Here is a 19,244-nt window from a genome sequence, read left to right on the forward strand (position 1 = left end):
GCGGGGATGACCTCGCCGCGCACCTTTTGCGGTCAGCGCGCATGTCTGGGCGTGCGCGATGGCTTGAAAGGTGCGCGGCGAGGGACGGCTCCCCGCAAACCGCGCCTCGACGAGGTGGCCGGCGCCCCGGAACAGCGCGACCGGCTCAGCTGCTCCCGCGGGACTCCTGATCCGCGAGCGCCCGCCGCGATTCCTCGTGCAGCACTTCGATCAATTCCTGTTCCACCGCAACGAACTCCGGCGCGGTGAGCATCGACAACTCCCGGGGCCGTGGCAGCGGAACCGCGACCTCGCGACGCACCCGTGCGGGCCGCGCGGACAGCACGATCACCCGGTCGGCGAGGTAGACGGCCTCGCGGATGTCGTGGGTGATCATGAGGACTGTTCGCCGGTCGTTCTGCCACACGCCCTGCAGCCAGTTCTGCATCTCCGTGCGGGTCAGCGAATCGAGTGCACCGAACGGCTCGTCGAGCAGGAGCACCGGCCGGTCCTGCACCACCGTGCGCAGCATCGCGGCCCGCTGACGCATCCCACCGGACAACTGGAATGGCCGTGCGTCCTCGAATCCGGCGAGGCCGAACGCGGGGAACAACTCCCGCGCACGTTCCCGCGCCGCGGGCTTGCCCATCCCGGCTACCTCCAGCCCAAGGGCGGTGTTCTCCAGTACCGTGCGCCACGGGAAGAGCAGGTCCTTCTGTGGCATGTACGCGCAATGGCGGTTCGCCGAGCGCTTCGAGCCGTGCGCGACCTGGTCATCGCCGACCCGCAGCAGGCCGTCGTCCGCGCTATCGAGTCCGGCGAGCAGGTTGAACACCGTGCTCTTGCCGCAGCCACTCGGTCCGATCAACGCCACGAACTCGCCCGGCGCGACGGTGAACGACACCCCGTCGAGCACCGGTCGGGAGCCGCCGCGGATCGCGAATGCCTTGCGCACCCTTGCGATTTCGATTCCGACCGCGCTCATCGCGACCTGCGTTCCTGCTCGGCCCACGGCGCCACGATCCGCTCGACGGCATAGGTCGCCGCGAACAGCACAAGGGTAATGAGCGCCGTCACGACCACAGCAGCGAGCACCAGATCGGTGCGGAACATGTTCTTCTGTTGGGCCATGTAGATGCCGAGTCCCGCACTGGCCCCAGCATATTCGGCGAACACCGACGCCACGACAGCGTAGGTGATACCGATCCGGAGCGCGGTGAAGAATCGCGGCAGTGCGGAAGGCAGTCGCACATAACGGAACTCGGTCCAGCGCGAGGCGCCCATGCTGCGCAGCAGGGAGCCGGCGTCGCGATCGGTGGCCGCGAATCCCTCGATCAGCCCGATCGCCATGGGGAAGAACGTGGTCAGCACCACGATGACAACCTTCGGTAGCAGGCCGAAGCCGAACCAGATGATCAGCAGTGGGGCGATCGCGATGATCGGAAGCGTCTGCGACACCACGAACATGGGGACGAGGGCCCGCCGCAGCACCCTGGAGAAGTCGATCGCAATCGCCACAGCCCAGGCCAGAGCGAGCGATACGGCGAAACCGATCACCGTCACCCAGAGCGTCGAGGTGGCGTTCGTGAGGATCGCGTCGCGGTGGGACCAGCCCTGCTCGACCACCCGGGCAGGGGAGGGCAGCACCCTCGGCCCGACCCCACTCACCATCACGTACACCTGCCACGCCGCGACCAGAACGGCCGCGAACACCAGCGCCGGACCGACTGTCGCCAGTCGGAATCGGGTGGGAGCGTCAGGTGCGGACGAGATAGTCATCGGTGAAATAGGTGGACCAATCCGGTTCGGTGGCAAGGGGTTTGCCGGATTCGTCGACGAGCAGGCCGTGCTCGTAGAGGAATCGCGAGTAGCCGGTCCAGCGCTCGAGGTTCTGCGCGCCGACCCGTCCGTCCGTGTCCTTCATGTACTTCGCCGCGAGCATGTCCTGGCTTTCGCGGACCATTGCCTCGTCGGTGAACGCGTCCGGGTTGGCGTCGATGAGATCCTGCGCGCCACGTGCCGGGTCGTCGGCGGCGAGCTGGTAGCCCTTCTGCAGCGCCTGCACGAACTTGCGGGCCTGCTCGGGGTGCTCGGCGAGCCACGGATTGCTGGCGTTCACCACGATCGCGTAGGCGTCGGGGAAGCCGTAGTTGGTGTAGTCGAATATCTTGAACGGCGTCCCGTTGTGCTGCGCCTCGATCCCCTCCCACGCGATGTACGGCACGGTGAAGTCGGCCTGTCCGGAGTAGACGGCCTCGTACGCGGAGGTGCCGAGCGTGACGTTCTGGAACTCGCCCTTGCCGCCGTCGTTGCGGATGACCTGCTCGAGCGTCGCCTCTTCACCGGCATCGCCGAATCCGGCATAGGTCTTGCCGTCGAGGTCGCGCGGGCTCACGATGTCGGCGCGGTCGGCGCGCACACCGATACCCGTCGCCCAATGCTGCAGCGGCGCAAGGACGGACACCACGTCGGCGCCGGCGGCCTTGGCGAACGTGGATTGCGATTGGGTGCTGATCCCGAACTCGGCATTGCCGGAGTCGATGAGCGTGTCCGGCGAGGCGCTGTTGTACGGCAGCACCTCGACATCGAGTCCTGCGTCGGCGAAGTAGCCCTCCTGCATCGCGACGAACAGTCCGGTGTGGTTCGTGTTCGGCGTCCAGTCGAGCGCAAAGCGGATCGTGTTCTCGTCGGACGAGCCACTGCCGCACGCCGTCAGGACGGTCAGCAGTAGGGCGGCCACGGCCAGCACGACGCCCGCGCGAGCGCGACGGTGACGCAACGGGCGGTCGGGAGTCATCGCGAAATCCTTCGAAGTCATGCGGCGGGCCAGGGTGACGGGTGCAGTGCGGTGTCCCAGAACATCAGCTCATAGCGGCTGGCGATGACGAACGCGTCGAGCATCGCTGCCCGCTGCTCCTCGGTGGCGGCCTCGGCCGCGCGGTCGACCGCGGCGCAGGCGGCCGTGACCTCTTCCTGGAACTCGGGGCTGTCGTACGTCGCCACCCACTGGGCATACGGGTGGTTCGGGTCGGCGGCGAGCACGTCTTTGGCGCTCGACGCGAGCCGGCGTCCGACATCCGCGTAGATCCAGAAGCACGGCAGCACCGCGGCCGCGGCGACCGCGTACGGCTCGGTGGCCGCGGCGGCGATCAGGTACGACACGTAGCCGAGGCACGCGGGGGAGTGGGTGACGGGATCGGCCGGCTCGGGCAAGGTGCCGCCGCTGAGCAGGTTCTGGTGCAGCGACAGTTCCACCGTGGCCGCAGTCGCGGCAGCCTTGGCCCAGAAGCCCGCGGTGGCCGGGTCCGGGCAGCGCGCGGCAAGCAGCGCGAGCGCCTTCGCATAGCCCTCGAGATAGAGCGCGTCCTGATCGATGTAGGTGCGGAAGACATCGAGCGGGAGCGTGCCGTCACCGAGCCGTCGAAGGAATTCGAGGTCGTCGATCGACTTGCGCAGCTGCTCGGTCTGCGCCCAGAGAAAATCGGTATACGTGTCCTGCGAAATATTCACATGACATCCCTTCGTCAGCATTACCTGCATCAGGTTCGCGGGTTTTATCTCAGCTCCGCACTCGCGGCGCACCCCGTGTCAGTGAGCCGACACTAGCAGCACCACTCGTCGGGGTTAGTGTCGGCAGGGAAGGGAGGCGGGTATGGACGAGACCGACACCGTTGTCGAACCGACCATCGACGCCGAGGGTCCGGTTGCCGAGACGAGCTATGGCCCCGTACGCGGCCTGCGCGAGGGAACGACCGCGGTCTGGCGCAGCATTCCCTACGCCGACTCGATCGCCGGGCCGAACCGGTTCCGGTCGCCGCGGCCGCCGCAGTCCTGGACCGATGTCCGGGACTGTTCGAAGTTCGGCGAGATCGCACCGCAGAGCCTGAACAACTTCGTGCCCATCGCCGGCGCGTTGCAGGAGGGCCCCGACTGCCTGTGGCTCAACGTTTTCTCACCTCGTCACGACGACGCTCGGCCAGCGCGTCCGGTGATGGTGTGGATCCACGGCGGCGCGTACTGCCTGGGCACCGGTGCACAGTCGATCTACGACGGCCGCCATCTCGCCGAACTCGGCGATGTCGTGGTGGTGACGATCAACTACCGGCTCGGCGCGTTCGGCTTCGTCGACTTCTCGGCGCTTTCGACCGACGACGCCGTGTTCGAGAGCAACCTCGGCCTGCGTGATCAGGTTGCCGCGCTCGAATGGGTGCGCGACAACATCGCCTTCTTCGGCGGCGACCCCGACAAGGTGACGATCTTCGGCGAGTCCTCGGGCGGCGCGTCCGTGACGACGCTCCTCACCATCCCTGCCGCCGAGGGGTTGTTCCACCGGGCGATTGCGCAGAGCCCACCCGCGACATCGGTGTACGGCCCGGAGCGGGCGGAGAACGTCGCGAGCCTGTTCCTCGACCTACTCGGTCTCACGCCCCGGATGGCTGCCGATCTGTATTCGATGGACGTCCAGCGGATCTCCGAGGCGACCAACCGGTTGATCGACAAGATCGCCACCACGGTGCCCGGCACGCTCGCCATCGCGCCCGTGGTCGACGGCGAGTTCATCCCGCGCTATCCGGTGTCGGCCTATCGCAAGGGGCTCGCACACCGCGTCCCATTGATCATCGGCACCAACAAGGACGAGACCACGCTGTTCCGGCTGCTGCGTTCGACGCTGATCCCGGTCTCACCGAACACGGTGAATGAGATGCTGCGCCAGCTCGCAGCGGACCATCCCGACGAGCCGCCGGAGCAGCTCGCGCAGATCGTGGCGGCCTATCCACACCTCGGTAAGAACCGTGGGGCAATGGCGCTGGCGACGGATGCTGGATTCCGGATGCCGGCGCTGTGGATTGCGGAGGCGCACAGCAAGTTTGCGCCCACCTGGCTGTACCGGTTCGATTACGCGACCCCGATGCTCAAGGCGGCTCGGGTCGGTGCCGGACACGCGATGGAATTGCCCTACGTATTCGGCAACTTCAACACCTTCGACCGCGACCCGACGTTCTGGCTCGGCGGCAGGAAGGCGGCGATGGATGTTGCCGGGCGCATTCAGCGGCGCTGGCTGGCGTTCGCCGCGCACGGAGTACCGGCAGCGATCGACGGCTCGAAACACTGGGCGCCGTACGACGAAGAGACGCGCGCGACGCTGTTGATCGATACGGCCGACAAACTCGCGAACGACCCGGACAAGGAGCTGCGCGACGCCTGGGGCGACCGGGTGACGGCCTTCACGTAACCGCGTTCAGGCGAGCAAAACTTGTTCGTGTGGGCGAAACTTTGCCCACACGAACACAATTCGCCCCCGTTTCGCGTCGCTTCGCGGGTGCAAAGTATGCGTTTGGGTGCGAATTTTCGGCCCCGTCTACACAAATCGCACCCGTTTGGCCAGGCTTCCCGGGTGCGAATTGTGTTCGTGGGGGCGAAACATTGCCCCCGTATACAAGTTTTGCAATCGTTGGCCTCGCTTCCCGGGTGCAAAACTTCGCCCCCGTCAGCCGGTCGGCGAACGGGGGCGAGTGGGGGTTTGCGCTAGGCGACGAGGTCGGCGAACTCGCGGTTCTTGGCGATGTATTCGTCGACGTACCAGCAACTGGCCCGGACCTTGAAGCCTGCCTGGCGGGTATCGGCCAGTGCGTGCCCGACGACCTGCGCAGCGACGCCGTGCCCGCGGTACTGCGGCAGCGTCAGGGTGTGGTTGAAGTCGCGCACCCCCGCATTCTCCGCGTACTCGGCATACCCAGCCAGTTCACCGTCGAGAAAGAGGTCGTAGCGGCTCTTCGCTTCGTTGTGTTCGATCCTGGTTGCCATGACGGCTGCAACGACACGGGCGGAGGGATTGTTCCCCAGCCGAACTATCCCGCAGGTCAGAGCATTGCACCGGGGTTGAGGATGCCCTGTGGGTCCAGGGCCTCCTTGATCCGCCGGGTCAGCTCCATGACGTCCGGGCCGAGGTAGTCCGGCAGCCACGCCTTCTTCAGCCTGCCCACGCCATGCTCGCCGGTGATGGTGCCGCCGAGCCCGATCGCGAGGCTCATGATCTCGCCGAACGCGAGGTGGGCGCGCTCGGTCATCGCGACGTCGTCGGGGTTGTAGACGATCAGCGGGTGGGTGTTGCCGTCACCGGCATGCGCGATAACCGACACCATCACGTCGCGTTCCGCAGCGATGTCCGCGATGCCGCGCACAAGTTCGGCCAGCTTGGGCACCGGCACACCGACATCCTCGAGTAGCAGGCTGCCCTTGCGCTCCACCGCCGGGATTGCGAATCGCCTTGCCGCGCAGAATGCTTCGCCCTCCTCGGGATCATCGGTGTGGAAGACCTCGATGGCGTTGTGCTCGCGGCACGCCTGCGCCATCGTCTCGGCCTCCTGCGCCGCGTACGGGCCCGGCGCATCGGAGCGGGCGACCACAAGGGCCTCGGCGTCGCGATCGAGGCCCATCTTCAGTTCGTCCTCGACGGCGTTGATCGCGACTTTGTCCATGAACTCGAGCATCGATGGCCGCAGCAGGCGGGTGATCGCGAGGATCGCGGCCGCAGACTCCTCCAGCGTCGCGAAGGTCGCGACCACAGTGGTCTGCTTCGGTTGCGCGGGGATGAGCCGCAGCGTGATCTCCGTGATGACGCCGAGCGTGCCCTCGCTGCCCACGAACAGCTTGGTCAACGACAGTCCCGCGGAATCCTTCAGCCGCGGACCGCCGAGGTGTACCGCGGTGCCATCCGCGAGCACCACCTGCATGCCGAGCACGTAATCGGTGGTGACGCCGTACTTCACGCAGCACAGCCCACCGGCGTTGGTGGCGGTGTTGCCGCCGATCGAACAGATTTCGAACGATGACGGGTCCGGCGGGTACCACAGTCCGTGCTCGGCGACGGCGCGCTTCACCTCGGCGTTGAACAGTCCCGGCCCGACTACTGCCGTGCGGGTCACTGGGTCGACGGTGATGTCGCGCATCCGCTCGGTGCTCAGCACAATGCCGCCGTCCACGGCGGTCGCCCCGCCGGACAGACCCGACCCCGCGCCGCGCGGTACGACAGGGACACCGTTCGCGCTGGCCCAGCGCAGCACGTTTTGGACATCGGCCGTGCTCGTGGCGCGCACCACCGCAAGCGGTTTGCCGGCGTTGGGATCGCGGGCCCAGTCCTGGCGGTAACCCTCGGTGACCTCCGGATCGGTCAGCACCGACCCGTCGGGGAGTTGCGCGATCAGCTCGGTGAGGCTCACGAAAGCCACGTTACGCGGCGAAAGAAGGCCCAATCGGGGAAGTTGCGGGCGGTTTGGTGGCCGGTCACAATCTTCACTCGCGAAACATCCGTTACCGGATCGTTGGCGGTGTGAGGCCGGAATTTGCCCGCCAACTGGTTACGTGTGCGCCACTGTCGAGACATGCCGGTCACGGGGTGGCCGGGAGTCGAGGAGGCCAGCATGACTTCGGACGATCGCAGTGATGTTGCAGTGGCGATGTTCGGTGGCGAATGCCATGACGGCGGACTCGATTACGAGACGATCGAGGCGCTGCATCGCGGTGAAATCGATGACTGGCTGCGGGCTCTCAGGGAGAGCGGGCGGGTCGGCGACGACGACCTGCGTGAGATCGCGCGGGAGTGGCGGATGAATCCGCGCACCCTCCTCGACATCCTCCTCACCGAAGCCGACGAGATGACCCTGCGGCGCTGCCGCACCTCGTGGGCCGTGCTGGACCGGCTCGCACCGCTCTCCCAAATTGGCTGAGCCCCTTCAGAGCAGCTCGGGTTCGCCGCCGTCGACCAGCACTACCTGCTCGTCGGTGAGCGCCCAGTGCGCGACGCCCTGCTCGCGATAGCGCACGGCCTGCGCCGTGGCATCGGGATCCGAATCATAGTGCGGCACAATCGCTTGCGACACGAGGCCTAGTCCGGTCCAGATCGGCGCGATGCCGCAGGTCGGCTCGACCTCCGCGGGATCGTCGACCGTGTCGAGCCCCGCCAGTGACGGGGTCAATACGCACGCACCCGCGCTGTAACCCGCATAGACGATCGCATCCTCGGAAAGCATTTGCGCGAGAACATGATCACCGCCGCTGCGGGCCAGTTGGGCGCGCAGCACAAAGGTGTTACCGCCGCGCACCCAGAGGAAGCCGGCATCGGTGAGTGCCTCGCGCAGGGCGTCCGGCGCGCCGATGAAGTCGCGCAGATCCACCTCGCATGCGTCGAAACCCAACTTGCGCAGCGGAACCAGGTCGCTGGTCAGTGCGGAGCTGCGCGCGGCGTCGCCCCAAGCGTCGCACGCGTTCGCGATCACGGCCACCCGTTTGTGCTCACCAACCATGTCAAGCAACCGTTGCTGGTGCGCGCCGAACCGGTAGCTCGCCAGAAATAGCCGCACGCGAGATCAGATGGTGAAGGCGAGTTTCCGCGCGATCTGCTCGGCCAGCGCGGTGTCACCGCCGAACTCGATCTCGCCGGCATGCTGGTCGTAGATCGCGCGACCGCCGACCAGCCGGACGAACATCCGCGAGTCCAATGTCAGTGTGGCGGTGGCGGGTCCGTCGAGAGCGTCGACCTTCTTGGCGCGACCGTCGACGGCGACATGGATGACCTGTGCCAGCGGTCCGGTCAGTTCGATCGTCACGCGGGAACCGTCGGGTGCCTTGCCGAGCTTGCCGACGATGAAGCCGATCGCGCCGCTGATCTCGGGGAACGCGAGCTGCGCGCGTTCGTCGCCCTCCTCGCCGGGGGACTTCAGGCCGTCACGAATGTCGAGTTCGTGCATCCAGCAGTCGAACAGCCGGATTCGCATGAAGTGCCCGTACGTGGTCTGCCCGACGGGCGACCAGGAGGGCGCATTCCACTCCTCGTCCGTCAGATCCGTGAGGATCCGGCGACGCTGGCCGGTGACATCGCGGAATCGGTCGATCATCTGCTCGGCAGAGTAGCTACGCAGCCCTTCGACCCACAGCTCGTTGAAGCTGCCGATCTCGTTGCGCACGTACGAGGCCGGTGTTTCCAGGGCGGCCAGCGGCGGATCGATCCCGAGCAGCATCGATTCCGTGCCGATGATGTGCGAGATCACGTCGTGCACGGTCCAGCCCGGGAGTGGTGTCGGCGCGCGCCAGCCCTGGATATCGAGCCCGCTGATGAGAGCGTCCGTGACATCCCACTGCGCAAGCAGCGCGCTCGTGACGCGGTTCTGGTCGATCGTCGGCGCGGTCATGGGGTCACTGTAGACCCGCCGTCCGGGGCTCCCTAGCCCCTTTGGGCAGGTTCTTCGCCGGTCGCCGACCCATGCGGTGGCGTGGGCGTAAACGCCCCCACACCGGACAGATCGATGACCCGGCCGCGGTCGATGCTCACCCAGTCCCGGCCAGAGACGTACGGCTTCAACGCGGTGGCGATATCGGTGACCTCGCGCTCGCCCTTGGGGCGCTGGATCTCGTAGACGTTGGGGAATTCGAGCAGGCCGACGACCACATCCCACAACCGTTCGGCGCGCTCACCGGCGGGCGGGTTGACGAGGACCGGGCCGAAGAACTTCTGCCCATCGGGAAAGAACAGTGTCGGTACGCCGAAACCGCCGCTCTCGACCACGCGTCGATGGTCGGCGAGCACGTCGTCGTGAGTGGTCGGGTCCGCGAGCGCGTCATCGAGGAGCGTGTCGCTGACGCCGAGGTGGTCGAGCAGCACCCGCGCGACCTCGGGATCGTGGGGTTTTCCGCCCTGAAGGTGCAACTCCGTGCCGATCAGGGCGTACCACCGGTCGAGCAGCGCCATATCGGTGCGGCGCAGCAGGGCGCCGATGCGCATCAATGACCAGCCGTAGGACCATTCGCGTTCCCACGGGTGCTTCTTCCCGTCGACGCGATTGATCTCCTCGAGGCTGAAGAATCGCCAGTTGATCTCCAGCCCGGTTCGGGCGCGTACCTCGCGGATCCAGACCGAGGCGTGAAACGCGAACGGGCACATGGGGTCGAAATGGAAGTCGACCGTGGCAGGTGCGGCAGGCGAGTTCATCTCAGCTGCCCTCGCTTTCGAATTTTCTCAATCCCGTGCGGATGGCCGCCGCGGTTGCCTCCGCGTCTTTGCTCCGGCGCAGCACCAGGCCGGTGGCGAAGCGCAGTTTGTCGCCATGCTGGCGCGGAACCACATGCAGGTGCACATGTCCCACGGTCTGGAATGCCGCGGTGCCGTCGTTGAGGGCCAGGTTCGCCCCGTCCGCTGCGAGATCGCTGCGGCGCATGGCGAGAGCGAGATGGTGGCCGAGGCGGAACAACCGGGCGCCCGCATCCCGATCGAGATCCTCGAGCTCCGTCGAATGCTGCTTCGGGATCACGAGTGTGTGACCGCGCGTAATTGGGCGAATGTCGAGGAACGCCAGGAAGTCGTCGTCCTCGTACACTCTGGTAGCCGGAGCTTCGCCGCGCACGATCTGACAGAAGATGCATGAGCTCACGGGGTAACCCTAGGCGCGGCGACGACGCCACGGAACAGTGCAAGAGAGGAGTCGCCTGTGGCGGCCGAGGATTCCGCGTCCGTCGTTGATTCGCGAACGCGCCTGCTGGCCCGCGGAGCGTTCGCGGCGCTTTTCGTGGCCATCGCGTTGCTTGTGGTGGTCGTCGGTCTGTTCCGCACGGTCGCCCTACTGGCGGTGTGTGTCGGTGGGGCAGTGCTCACGATCGCCGCGCTGTACGCGTTTCTCGTCAATCGCGGTGCCCTGCGATGGATCTCGCTGGCAGTGGTGGTCATCATCCCGCTCGCCGTGATCGCCGCGATCGTCAATGCCGGACTCTTCTGGGCCTTGATACCGATCGTGGTCCTGCTGGCCGCGGCGGTGTGGTGGGGACGCGCGGCGCTGGTACGCGACGGTCGTGTGCCGCCGTCGCCCGAGATCGCAGTGCCGCCCCCGGCACACCCGATCCTGCTGATGAATCCGAATTCCGGTGGCGGCAAGGTCGGGCAGTTCGACCTGATTCGCCGCGCGGAGGCGCTCGGCGCCGAGGTGGTGTTGATCCAAGGCCCGGGGCATGTGGATGTTGCCGAGCTGGCTCGCCAGGCGGTCGCGCGTGGCGCCGACCTGCTCGGAGCAGCGGGCGGTGATGGCACCCAAGCGTTGGTGGCCCAGGTCGCGGCCCAGAACGGCCTGCCGTTCCTCGTGATCAGTGCGGGGACGCGCAATCATTTCGCGCTCGATCTCGGCATCGACCGCGACGATCCGGTCCGGTCACTATCCGCGCTGACCGATGGGGTCGAGATTCGCGTCGACCTCGGAGAAGTGGGTGGCCACCCGTTCGTGAACAACGCCTCGTTCGGCGTTTACGCCGAGGTGGTTCGTAGTCCCGCTTATCGCGCCGACAAAGTACGGACCGTCCTCGATCTGCTGCCCGACGTGCTGGCCGGCAAGCGCGGCGCGCCGCTCGTGGCGCGAGCCGAGAACACGACGGTCATGGGCCCGCAGGCCGTGCTGGTGAGCAACGGCCCCTACCGGACCGACGACCTCGCCGGACTCGGCCGGCGGGCGCAACTCGATAGCGGCCTTCTCGGCGTGGTGACGATTTCGGTGCGCGGCGCCCGGCAGGCGGTCGGCCTGTTCAACCGGGCGCACAACCGCGGGATGGTTCGCCTCGAGGCCAGCGAGGTGGTGGTCGATTCCGAGGCCGCGGAGATCGCAGTGGGCGTGGATGGCGAGTCGATCATGTTTCCGACGCCGGTGAAGTGCCGCATCCAGCCGGGGGCCCTGCGTGTCCGGCTGCCTCGCGACCGCCCGGGGGTCCCGCCGCTGCGCCCCGCCTGGGACTGGCTGCGGCTGTGGGAACTCACCAAAACCTCAGCGCGGCGCCAGTAGTTCCAGGCCGACGGCTGCCGTCGTGCGCCAGACGTGGTCGGCCTGCTCGCTGATCCCGGTCGGTTCGGGATTGATCTCGACGACGGTCGCACCGGCTTCGCGCGCGAGCCCGGGCAGTCCGGCTGCGGGGTAGACGACTCCGGATGTGCCGACGACGAGCATGAGATCGCAGGTCTGGGCGCACTCCATCGCGCGTTCGAGCGGTTCGGAGGGCATTGCTTCGCCGAACCACACCGCGCCGGGCCGGATCAAACCGCCGCAACGGTCGCAGTCCGGCGGATCGAGCCGTTCGACTGGATCATCGAGTGGCTCAACCGAATCGGCGGGTGTTCCGCATTCACTGCAGCGCGGCGCGAAGAGGCTGCCGTGTAGATGGGAGGCAACCTCGCTACCGGCGCGCTCGTGCAGATCGTCGACATTCTGGGTCACCACGCGGACATCCGCGTGCGCGGCCCAGCGGGCGAGCGCGAAGTGGCCGTCGTTGGGCTGGGCGCGGCGCACGAGCCCGGCGCGCCACTGGTACCAGGCCCACACCAGGGCGGGGTCCGATTCCCACGCGTGCGGGGTGGCGAGGTCCGCGGGATCGACGCGGGCCCACAGGCCGGTCTGGGCGTCACGGAAGGTCGGAACTCCGCTCTCGGCGGACATCCCAGCGCCGGTGAGGACCGTGATTGTGCGCGTTTCCGCAGCGAGAGCCTGAAGTTCAACAGGAAGAGGAACCGTCACCTACGGTAGCGTAACTTTCGCCTCACAATTCCGATGTGTTGTCCGTTAGGCTCACGGCTCTGCTCCGTGGGGAGTGACAATTACAACTCTCATAGTACTCTCTATGAACTTGCGGGTTGCCGTCGCTGACATAGGAGAGGCCGCAGAGCTGTGGAGACAACCAATCCATCGTTAGAGGGTGTGACTGTGAACCGTCCGAGAGTCGGGATAGTGCGCGAAGTCGCGACCGGCGAACGCCGTGTCGCGCTGGTGCCCAAGATCGTGTCGGGCCTCGTGAGCAAGGGCGTCGACGTGATCGTCGAGGAGAAGGCCGGTCTCGGCGCCCTCATTCCCGATGAGCTGTACACCGACGCCGGGGCGACGGTCGGCGATCCTTGGTCGGCCGATGTCGTGGTCAAGGTCGCGCCGCCCACCGATGACGAGATCGCACGCCTGTCGGGTGGGCAGACGGTGATCGGGTTCCTGGCCCCGCGAAATGCCGACAACAAGATCGCCGAGTTGAAGCGTGCGGGTGTGCAGGCGTTCGCGGTGGAGGCGATCCCGCGCATCTCGCGCGCGCAGGTGATGGATGCGTTGTCCTCACAGGCGAACGTGGCCGGCTACAAGGCCGTGCTGCTCGCGGCGTCGGAATCGACCCGGTTCTTCCCGATGCTGACCACCGCGGCCGGAACGGTGAAGCCGGCAACGGTACTCGTACTCGGCGTCGGTGTGGCCGGCCTGCAGGCGCTCGCCACGGCGAAGCGCCTCGGTGGACGCACCACCGGCTACGACGTGCGTCCCGAGGTGGCCGATCAGGTGCGCTCGGTGGGCGCCCAGTGGCTCGATCTCGGCATCGACGCAGCCGGCGAGGGTGGCTACGCGCGTCAGCTGACCGATGAAGAGCAGGCCCAGCAGCAGCAGGCGCTCGAGAACGCGATCAAGAGCTTCGACGTGGTGATCACGACCGCGCTGGTGCCCGGTCGGCCCGCGCCGCGCCTGGTGACCGCGGCCGCTGTGGAGGGCATGAAGCCGGGCAGCGTGATCGTGGACCTTGCCGGCGAGACCGGCGGTAACTGCGAGCTCACCGAGCCGGGCCAGACCGCCGTCAAACATGACGTGACGATCTGCTCGCCGTTGAATCTGCCCGCGACGATGCCCGAGCACGCCTCGGAGCTGTACGCGAAGAACATCTCGGCACTGCTCGAGCTGATGTTGGTGGACGGCAAGTTCGCCCCCGACTTCTCGGATCAGGTGCTCGCCGATTCCTGCGTCACCCGCGACGCGGAACCTGTTGCGAGCGAAGCGAAGGGGAACTGATGTACGACGAACTGCTCGCGAATATCGCGATCCTGGTGTTGTCCGGGTTCGTCGGGTTCGCCGTGATCTCGAAGGTGCCCAACACCCTGCACACGCCGCTGATGTCGGGCACGAACGCCATCCACGGCATCGTGGTCCTCGGCGCGCTGGTGACGCTGGGCCGGATGGAGAACCCGTCGGTTTTGATCCAGATCATCCTGTTCGTGGCGCTGATCTTCGGAACCCTGAACGTGATCGGTGGCTTCGTGGTCACCGACCGCATGCTCGGCATGTTCAAGACGAAGAAGGAAGAACCCGCCAAGGCCGCCGCCAACGGTGAGGCTGCTGCCAAGGAGGGCACGCGCTGATGGACTACCTCGTCAACATTCTCTATATCGTCGCGTTCTCGATGTTCATCTACGGTCTGATGGGCCTGACCGGCCCGAAGACCGCGGTGCGCGGCAACCAGATCGCCGCGGTGGGTATGGCGATCGCCGTGATCGCGACGCTGATCGCGATCCGTGACACCAGCCAATGGATCCTGATCGCACTGGGCCTGATCATCGGTGTCGCGCTGGGTGTTCCGCCGGCGAAGTACACGAAGATGACGGCGATGCCGCAGCTGGTGGCGCTGTTCAACGGTGTCGGTGGTGGCACGGTCGCACTCATCGCCTGGGCGGAATTCCTCAACACCAGCGGCTTTTCGAACTTCGAGCACGGCGAGGAACCGACCGTGCACATCATCGTCGGCTCGCTGTTCGCGGCGATCATCGGCTCGATCTCGTTCTGGGGTTCGCTGATCGCGTTCGGCAAGCTGCAGGAGATCCTGCCCGGCCGCCCGATCGGGCTTGGCCGGTTGCAGCAGCCGGTGAACCTGCTGTTACTGATCGTCGCGGTGGGCGCGGCTGTGCTGATCGGACTCGGCGCGTCCGAGGGCGGTGTGGACCCGTTGTGGATGGGAATTCTGCTGGTCGCCGCCGGTGTGCTGGGCCTGATGGTGGTGCTGCCGATCGGTGGCGCGGACATGCCCGTTGTCATCTCGCTGCTCAACGCGCTGACCGGATTGTCGGCTGCCGCGGCGGGTCTCGCGCTGAACAACACCGCGATGATCGTCGCCGGCATGATCGTCGGCGCGTCCGGTTCGATCCTGACCAACCTGATGGCCAAGGCCATGAACCGCTCGATCCCGGCGATCGTCGCGGGCGGTTTCGGTGGCGGCGGCGGTGCCGTGTCCTCCGGCGACGGCGAGCAGAAGCAGGCCAAGGCCACCTCCGCGGCGGATGCGGCGATCCAGATGGCCTACGCCAACCAGGTGATCGTGGTGCCCGGCTACGGCATGGCCGTCGCGCAGGCACAGCACGCGGTGAAGGAGATGGCGTCGCTGCTCGAGGCCAAGGGCGTCGAGGTGAAGTACGCGATCCATCCGGTCGCCGGCCGCATGCCGGGGCATATGAACGTGCTGCTTGCCGAGGCCGAGGTGTCCTATGACGCGATGAAGGAAATGGACGACGTCAACGGCGAGTTCAACCGCACCGATGTTGCCCTGGTCATCGGCGCCAACGACGTCACCAACCCGGCCGCGCGCGAGGATGCGGCCTCGCCGATCTACGGCATGCCGGTTCTCAACGTCGACCAGGCCCGGTCGGTGATCGTGCTGAAGCGGTCGATGAACTCCGGGTTCGCCGGCATCGACAATCCGCTGTTCTACTCCGATCACACCAGCATGTTGTTCGGCGACGCCAAGAAGTCGGTCGGCGCGGTTACCGAGGAGTTGAAAGCGCTCTAGACGGAGTGTGCAGAATGGCGGCCGGTTCTGAGGGACTGGCCGCCATTTTCATATCTGCGGCGCGATGGACCCGTTCCTATCCTGAATGAAGATTTTGACGGGATTCGGGAAAGGGCTGGAGATGACGGAGCATGAACAGTTCGATCTTCCTGCGGTTGCCGGTGATTCGGCGGTGTTCGGCGTGCCGTTTCGCACGCCCGATGGAGTGACGATCATTCCCGTCACGCGTCCGGCGGGCTGGTTTCGGCCCGCGCGGCCCCTCGGCATTTTCGTGATCGACGACGGCAAAGCCGCTGATGAGAAAGCGACCTGGCACGCCGTCACCGATGACACCGCCCTTGCGACGTTTGGGACCTTCGTCGGCCTGGCCGCGACAGTCCTGTCGCTGATCGCGGTAGTGCGCAGGCCGCCGTGGCCGGATGTCACAGTCCGGGTGCACCGCCGCATGAACTCCTGACACCGGCTCGAACGGGACGCCAATCCCACCTAGTGAGCAGATCCCACATGGTGAACGGAAGATTTGGTGCGTTAGACGCAACGAACGATTCCGTTCACTCCGCTGAGCGCAACTGAACTTCCGTTCACGGTTTGCGCGGCGTCCCACATGGTGAACGGAAGATTTGGTGCGTTAGACGCAACGAACGATTCCGTTCACTCCGCTGAGCGCAACTGAACTTCCGTTCACGGTTTGCGCGCCGTCTTACATCGTGAGCGGCAACCCCGGATCAGTGGTCGGTCGGACTCCGCGGTGAGACAACCCCGGCGAACACGGAGGCGAGCAGTACCGCCACCAGTGGCACCACCAGTGCGGAGTTGAGCGAGATCAGCTTGGTCAGCCAACCGATCACGGCCGGCCCCGCGAGCAGTCCGACGTAGCCCATCCCGAACACGCGCGACATATTTGTGCTCGGGCTGCCGCCGGACAGGTTGCCTGCCGCGGTGAAGATCTGGGGGATGCCGCCGGACAGTCCGAGCCCGAACAGCGCCCAGCCGGCCAGGGTCAGCAGCGGCCAATCCGAGAAGATCACCACCGCGATGCCGGCCGCGGCGATCAGCGTGCCGTAGCGGACGACGCGCACCGGGCCGATGGCGGCGCTGACCCGGTCGGCGCCGAATCGGCCGAGCGTCATCATGACCGAGAACGCGCCGAAGGCGAGGGCTGCTGCGGCGTCGCTCGTATCGAGGTGCTCCTTCACCTGCAGCGCGCTCCAGTCGAGCGCGGTGCCCTCCGACATCAGGAGTGCGAACGCGATCAGGCCGAGAGCGATCACCGTGCGCGAACGTTGCCGGGAGGGCTTCGCCGCGTGCGTGGGTGGGTGGGGGACATGCGGGAGCATGCGGGTCACGCACGCCGCGGTCACCACGAGTCCGGTCGCGGCCGCGACGGCCAGCGTCAACCGCACATCCCATCCCATAGCCAGGGTCGCGGCTCCGACGAGCGAACCAGCTAGCCCGCCGCACGAGAACAGCGCGTGGAACGCGGCCAGGATCGGCCGGCTGTACTGCTGTTCGACGTGCACGGCCTGCGCGTTCATCGACACGTCGAGCGCGCCATTGGCGAATCCGAACACGATGAGCGCGATGCCGAGGGCAACCGCGTTGTGCGCGAAGCCGGGTCCGAGCACGGTCACGCACAGCGCCACTGCGGCCGCAGTCACCATCGTGCGGCTGCCGAATCGATCCGCCAGCGGCCCAGCGAGTTGCATGCCGATCAACGCGCCGCCGGCCAGCACCAGGATCAGCAGGCCCAGCGTCGCCTTCGAAACGCCGGCGCGCTCGCTGATCACCGGGATGTGCACAACCCACATCGCGAGCATGAAGCCGTTGAGCGCGAAGATCCCGAACACGCCTGCGCGGGCGGCGCGGAGTTCGGGAGCGACGACAGGGACGGCCACGCCTTCCCAACCTAATCGGCTGACGCCGACTCGTCAGGCGCGCGCGAGCAGTAGCCCCGGCTCGGTCAGCATGGCGGCGACGTCGGCGAGGAACTTCGACGCCTGTTCGCCGTCGACCAGCCGGTGGTCGAACGAGAGGCCGAGCGTGGTCACCCACCGCGCCGCGATCTCATCGGTCCCGGGCAGCACCCACGGTCGCTTCGCGAACGCGCCGAGGCACAGGATCGCTGCCTCGCCCGGGTTGACCATCGGCGTGCCGGTGTCGATGCCGTATCCGCCGACATTGGTGATCGTGAAGGTCGCCCCGGTGAGGTCTGCCGGGGTCGCGGAGCCGGAGCGGGCCAGGGCGATGGTCCGGTCCAGTTCGACCGCGAGCGCTTTCAGGTCGTATCGCTGCGCGTCGGCAAGTTTGGGCACGAGGAGCCCGCGCTCGGTGGCCGCGGCGATGCCGAGGTTCACGTAGCGGTGCAGCACGATATCGCCGTTGTCCTCGTCCCAGCGCGAGTTCAGCGTCGGGTGATCGGCCAGTGCGGTCACGATCGTCTTGGCGACCAGTGCGAGCGGGGTGAGCTTGACGCCGTCGAACAGTGGTGCCGCGCGCAGCCGGTGCAGCAATTCCACGGACTCGGTGACGTCACATGTGACGAACTCGGTGACCTGTGGAATCGTGCTCGCGCTCAATGTCATTGCCGCGGCGGTCCGCTTACGCACACCCGCGATGGGGATGCGCGTCTCACGTTCGGAGGACACCGCGGGGACACCGGTCTGTCCCTCGACGTCGGACACGGTGATCGCGCCGCCGAAGCCACTCCCGGCGACGGTGGCGAGGTCGACGCCGAGTTCCCGTGCCCGTTTGCGCGCAGCGGGGACGGCGTCCGGCCGCGTGGAGGCATCGGTGCCATTCGTTGTCGTCGTGCCGTTGAGTGGGGGCCGACGCCGACGAGTGACCGCCGCCGCGGATGGCCCGTAACCAACGAGAACCGCCTGCCGCTCGCCGGTCTCCGAATCGGCTTCGGGCGGGGCAGCTTCAGGCGCAGACTCCGCCGGGGCATCGATTGCGATGCGCAGCAACGGCGCGCCAACGATCACCGTGTCACCGGGCTCGGCGAGCAGTTCGGTCACCGTGCCGACGAACGGTGAGGGCAGCTCGACAAGGGCCTTCGCTGTCTCGACCTCGGCGATATTCTGGTTCAACGCCACCACGTCGCCCACCGCCACGGCCCACGAGACAAGTTCGGCGTCGGTCAGCCCCTCGCCGAGGTCAGGCAGGCGGAACTCCTGCGATGTGCTCACTAGGCTGCCATCGCGCGGTCCACCGCGGCCAGGATCCGATCCGGGTCGGGCAGGTGGTGCTCCTCGAGCTTCGCCGGGGGATAGGGGATGTCGTAGCCGCATACGCGCAGCACGGGCGCCTCGAGCTGGTAGAAGCAGCGTTCGGTGATGCGGGCAGCGATCTCGGCTCCGATCCCGACGTAGCCGGGCGCTTCGTGTACGACCACGAGACGACCGGTCTTGCGCACCGAGGCCTCGATGGTGTCGAAGTCGATCGGCGCGAGCGAGCGCAGATCGATCACCTCCAGCGAATGACCTTCCGTGGCAGCGATTTCAGCGGATGTCTTCGCCGTGGCGACCATCGTGCCGTAGCAGACGATCGTGGCATCGGTGCCCGGCACTAGGACACGGGCGCGGTCGAGTGGCAGGTCCGGGGTGGCGTCCAGGTCGACTTCTGCCTTGTCCCAGTAGCGGCGCTTGGGCTCGAAGAAGATCACC

21 protein-coding genes and 1 riboswitch are annotated in these 19,244 nt (G+C 66.8%); of the genes, 7 read left to right on the forward strand and 14 right to left on the reverse strand.

What is annotated here, in order from left to right:
• Positions 1–145 precede the first annotated feature (145 nt).
• The 4 genes from A8G08_RS25470 to tenA form a co-directional block, all read right to left on the reverse strand.
• Complete coding sequence (locus A8G08_RS25470) at positions 146–964, reverse strand: ABC transporter ATP-binding protein (protein WP_068280671.1); 819 nt, start codon at positions 962–964, stop codon at positions 146–148.
• Positions 961–1,758 carry an ABC transporter permease gene (locus A8G08_RS25475; RefSeq protein WP_068280608.1) on the reverse strand — a complete coding sequence of 266 codons (798 nt, stop codon included), beginning with the start codon at positions 1,756–1,758 and terminating at the stop codon, positions 961–963. The genes A8G08_RS25470 and A8G08_RS25475 overlap by 4 nt, the downstream gene beginning before the upstream one ends.
• Entirely contained in the window at positions 1,736–2,776 is a 1,041-nt protein-coding gene (locus A8G08_RS25480; protein WP_068280668.1) for an ABC transporter substrate-binding protein, read from the reverse strand. Before A8G08_RS25480 ends, A8G08_RS25475 begins: the two co-directional genes overlap by 23 nt.
• 17 nt (positions 2,777–2,793) lie before the next feature.
• Positions 2,794–3,489, reverse strand: coding sequence for a thiaminase II (gene tenA, locus A8G08_RS25485; protein WP_068280610.1), 696 nt, complete (start codon positions 3,487–3,489; stop codon positions 2,794–2,796).
• Positions 3,479–3,575, reverse strand: a riboswitch (TPP riboswitch). It overlaps the preceding gene by 11 nt.
• A 56-nt stretch (positions 3,576–3,631) precedes the next feature.
• Here tenA and A8G08_RS25490 point away from each other — a divergent pair.
• On the forward strand, positions 3,632–5,212 hold the full coding sequence (locus A8G08_RS25490; protein WP_084436868.1) for a carboxylesterase/lipase family protein: 1,581 nt from the start codon (positions 3,632–3,634) through the stop codon (positions 5,210–5,212).
• Positions 5,213–5,505: 293 nt separating this feature from the next.
• Here A8G08_RS25490 and A8G08_RS25495 read toward each other — a convergent pair whose 3' ends face one another.
• Positions 5,506–5,784, reverse strand: coding sequence for a GNAT family N-acetyltransferase (locus tag A8G08_RS25495; RefSeq protein ID WP_068280613.1), 279 nt, complete (start codon positions 5,782–5,784; stop codon positions 5,506–5,508).
• A gap of 56 nt (positions 5,785–5,840) precedes the next feature.
• Positions 5,841–7,208, reverse strand: coding sequence for an FAD-binding oxidoreductase (locus A8G08_RS25500; protein WP_068280618.1), 1,368 nt, complete (start codon positions 7,206–7,208; stop codon positions 5,841–5,843).
• A gap of 192 nt (positions 7,209–7,400) precedes the next feature.
• On the opposite strand from A8G08_RS25500, the gene A8G08_RS25505 reads away from it, so the two are divergent.
• Complete coding sequence (locus tag A8G08_RS25505; RefSeq protein WP_068280677.1) at positions 7,401–7,706, forward strand: hypothetical protein; 306 nt, start codon at positions 7,401–7,403, stop codon at positions 7,704–7,706.
• Positions 7,707–7,712: 6 nt separating this feature from the next.
• On the opposite strand, the gene A8G08_RS25510 is transcribed toward A8G08_RS25505, so the two are convergent.
• From A8G08_RS25510 to A8G08_RS25525, 4 genes are read right to left on the reverse strand one after another with little or no spacing between them, the layout of a single operon-like run.
• A complete protein-coding gene (locus A8G08_RS25510) occupies positions 7,713–8,339 on the reverse strand; it encodes a Type 1 glutamine amidotransferase-like domain-containing protein (RefSeq protein WP_068280621.1) in 627 nt (208 codons plus the stop codon).
• Between the two features lie 6 nt (positions 8,340–8,345).
• Complete coding sequence (locus tag A8G08_RS25515) at positions 8,346–9,167, reverse strand: maleylpyruvate isomerase family mycothiol-dependent enzyme (protein ID WP_068280625.1); 822 nt, start codon at positions 9,165–9,167, stop codon at positions 8,346–8,348.
• Positions 9,168–9,199: 32 nt separating this feature from the next.
• On the reverse strand, positions 9,200–9,964 hold the full coding sequence (locus A8G08_RS25520) for a mycothiol-dependent nitroreductase Rv2466c family protein (RefSeq protein ID WP_068280629.1): 765 nt from the start codon (positions 9,962–9,964) through the stop codon (positions 9,200–9,202).
• A gap of 1 nt (position 9,965) precedes the next feature.
• Positions 9,966–10,403, reverse strand: coding sequence for an HIT family protein (locus tag A8G08_RS25525; RefSeq protein ID WP_068280632.1), 438 nt, complete (start codon positions 10,401–10,403; stop codon positions 9,966–9,968).
• Between the two features lie 57 nt (positions 10,404–10,460).
• Between A8G08_RS25525 and A8G08_RS25530 the strand changes: the two genes are divergently transcribed.
• Positions 10,461–11,792, forward strand: coding sequence for a diacylglycerol/lipid kinase family protein (locus A8G08_RS25530; RefSeq protein WP_084436869.1), 1,332 nt, complete (start codon positions 10,461–10,463; stop codon positions 11,790–11,792).
• On the opposite strand, the gene A8G08_RS25535 is transcribed toward A8G08_RS25530, so the two are convergent.
• Positions 11,775–12,518 (reverse strand): SIR2 family NAD-dependent protein deacylase, encoded by a 744-nt coding sequence (locus A8G08_RS25535; protein ID WP_068280635.1) that lies wholly within the window; start codon positions 12,516–12,518, stop codon positions 11,775–11,777. The genes A8G08_RS25530 and A8G08_RS25535 overlap by 18 nt on opposite strands.
• A gap of 180 nt (positions 12,519–12,698) precedes the next feature.
• Here A8G08_RS25535 and A8G08_RS25540 point away from each other — a divergent pair, with 180 nt between their 5' ends.
• From A8G08_RS25540 to A8G08_RS25555, 4 genes are all read left to right on the forward strand, one after another.
• A complete protein-coding gene (locus A8G08_RS25540; protein WP_068280637.1) occupies positions 12,699–13,814 on the forward strand; it encodes a Re/Si-specific NAD(P)(+) transhydrogenase subunit alpha in 1,116 nt (371 codons plus the stop codon).
• Positions 13,814–14,161: an NAD(P) transhydrogenase subunit alpha part 2 gene (locus A8G08_RS25545; protein WP_068280640.1), complete on the forward strand. Its 348-nt coding sequence runs from the start codon at positions 13,814–13,816 to the stop codon at positions 14,159–14,161. Before A8G08_RS25540 ends, A8G08_RS25545 begins: the two co-directional genes overlap by 1 nt.
• Complete coding sequence (locus tag A8G08_RS25550) at positions 14,161–15,579, forward strand: NAD(P)(+) transhydrogenase (Re/Si-specific) subunit beta (protein WP_068280643.1); 1,419 nt, start codon at positions 14,161–14,163, stop codon at positions 15,577–15,579. Before A8G08_RS25545 ends, A8G08_RS25550 begins: the two co-directional genes overlap by 1 nt.
• A gap of 121 nt (positions 15,580–15,700) precedes the next feature.
• Positions 15,701–16,036, forward strand: coding sequence for a hypothetical protein (locus tag A8G08_RS25555; RefSeq protein ID WP_068280647.1), 336 nt, complete (start codon positions 15,701–15,703; stop codon positions 16,034–16,036).
• Between the two features lie 268 nt (positions 16,037–16,304).
• Here the strand turns inward: A8G08_RS25555 and A8G08_RS25560 are convergent, their stop codons facing one another.
• The 3 genes from A8G08_RS25560 to A8G08_RS25570 all read right to left on the reverse strand — a co-directional run.
• The gene (locus tag A8G08_RS25560; RefSeq protein WP_068280649.1) at positions 16,305–17,474 is read right to left on the reverse strand and encodes an MFS transporter; all 1,170 of its coding nucleotides are present in this window, start codon (positions 17,472–17,474) and stop codon (positions 16,305–16,307) included.
• A 33-nt stretch (positions 17,475–17,507) separates the two neighbouring features.
• The gene (locus A8G08_RS25565) at positions 17,508–18,767 is read right to left on the reverse strand and encodes a dihydrolipoamide acetyltransferase family protein (RefSeq protein WP_068280653.1); all 1,260 of its coding nucleotides are present in this window, start codon (positions 18,765–18,767) and stop codon (positions 17,508–17,510) included.
• A partial coding sequence (locus tag A8G08_RS25570) for a transketolase C-terminal domain-containing protein (RefSeq protein ID WP_281182184.1) occupies positions 18,767–19,244 on the reverse strand: 478 nt, incomplete at its 5' end. The genes A8G08_RS25570 and A8G08_RS25565, both read right to left, overlap by 1 nt.

Source organism: Aldersonia kunmingensis (assembly GCF_001646865.1).
Taxonomy (GTDB): domain Bacteria; phylum Actinomycetota; class Actinomycetes; order Mycobacteriales; family Mycobacteriaceae; genus Aldersonia; species Aldersonia kunmingensis.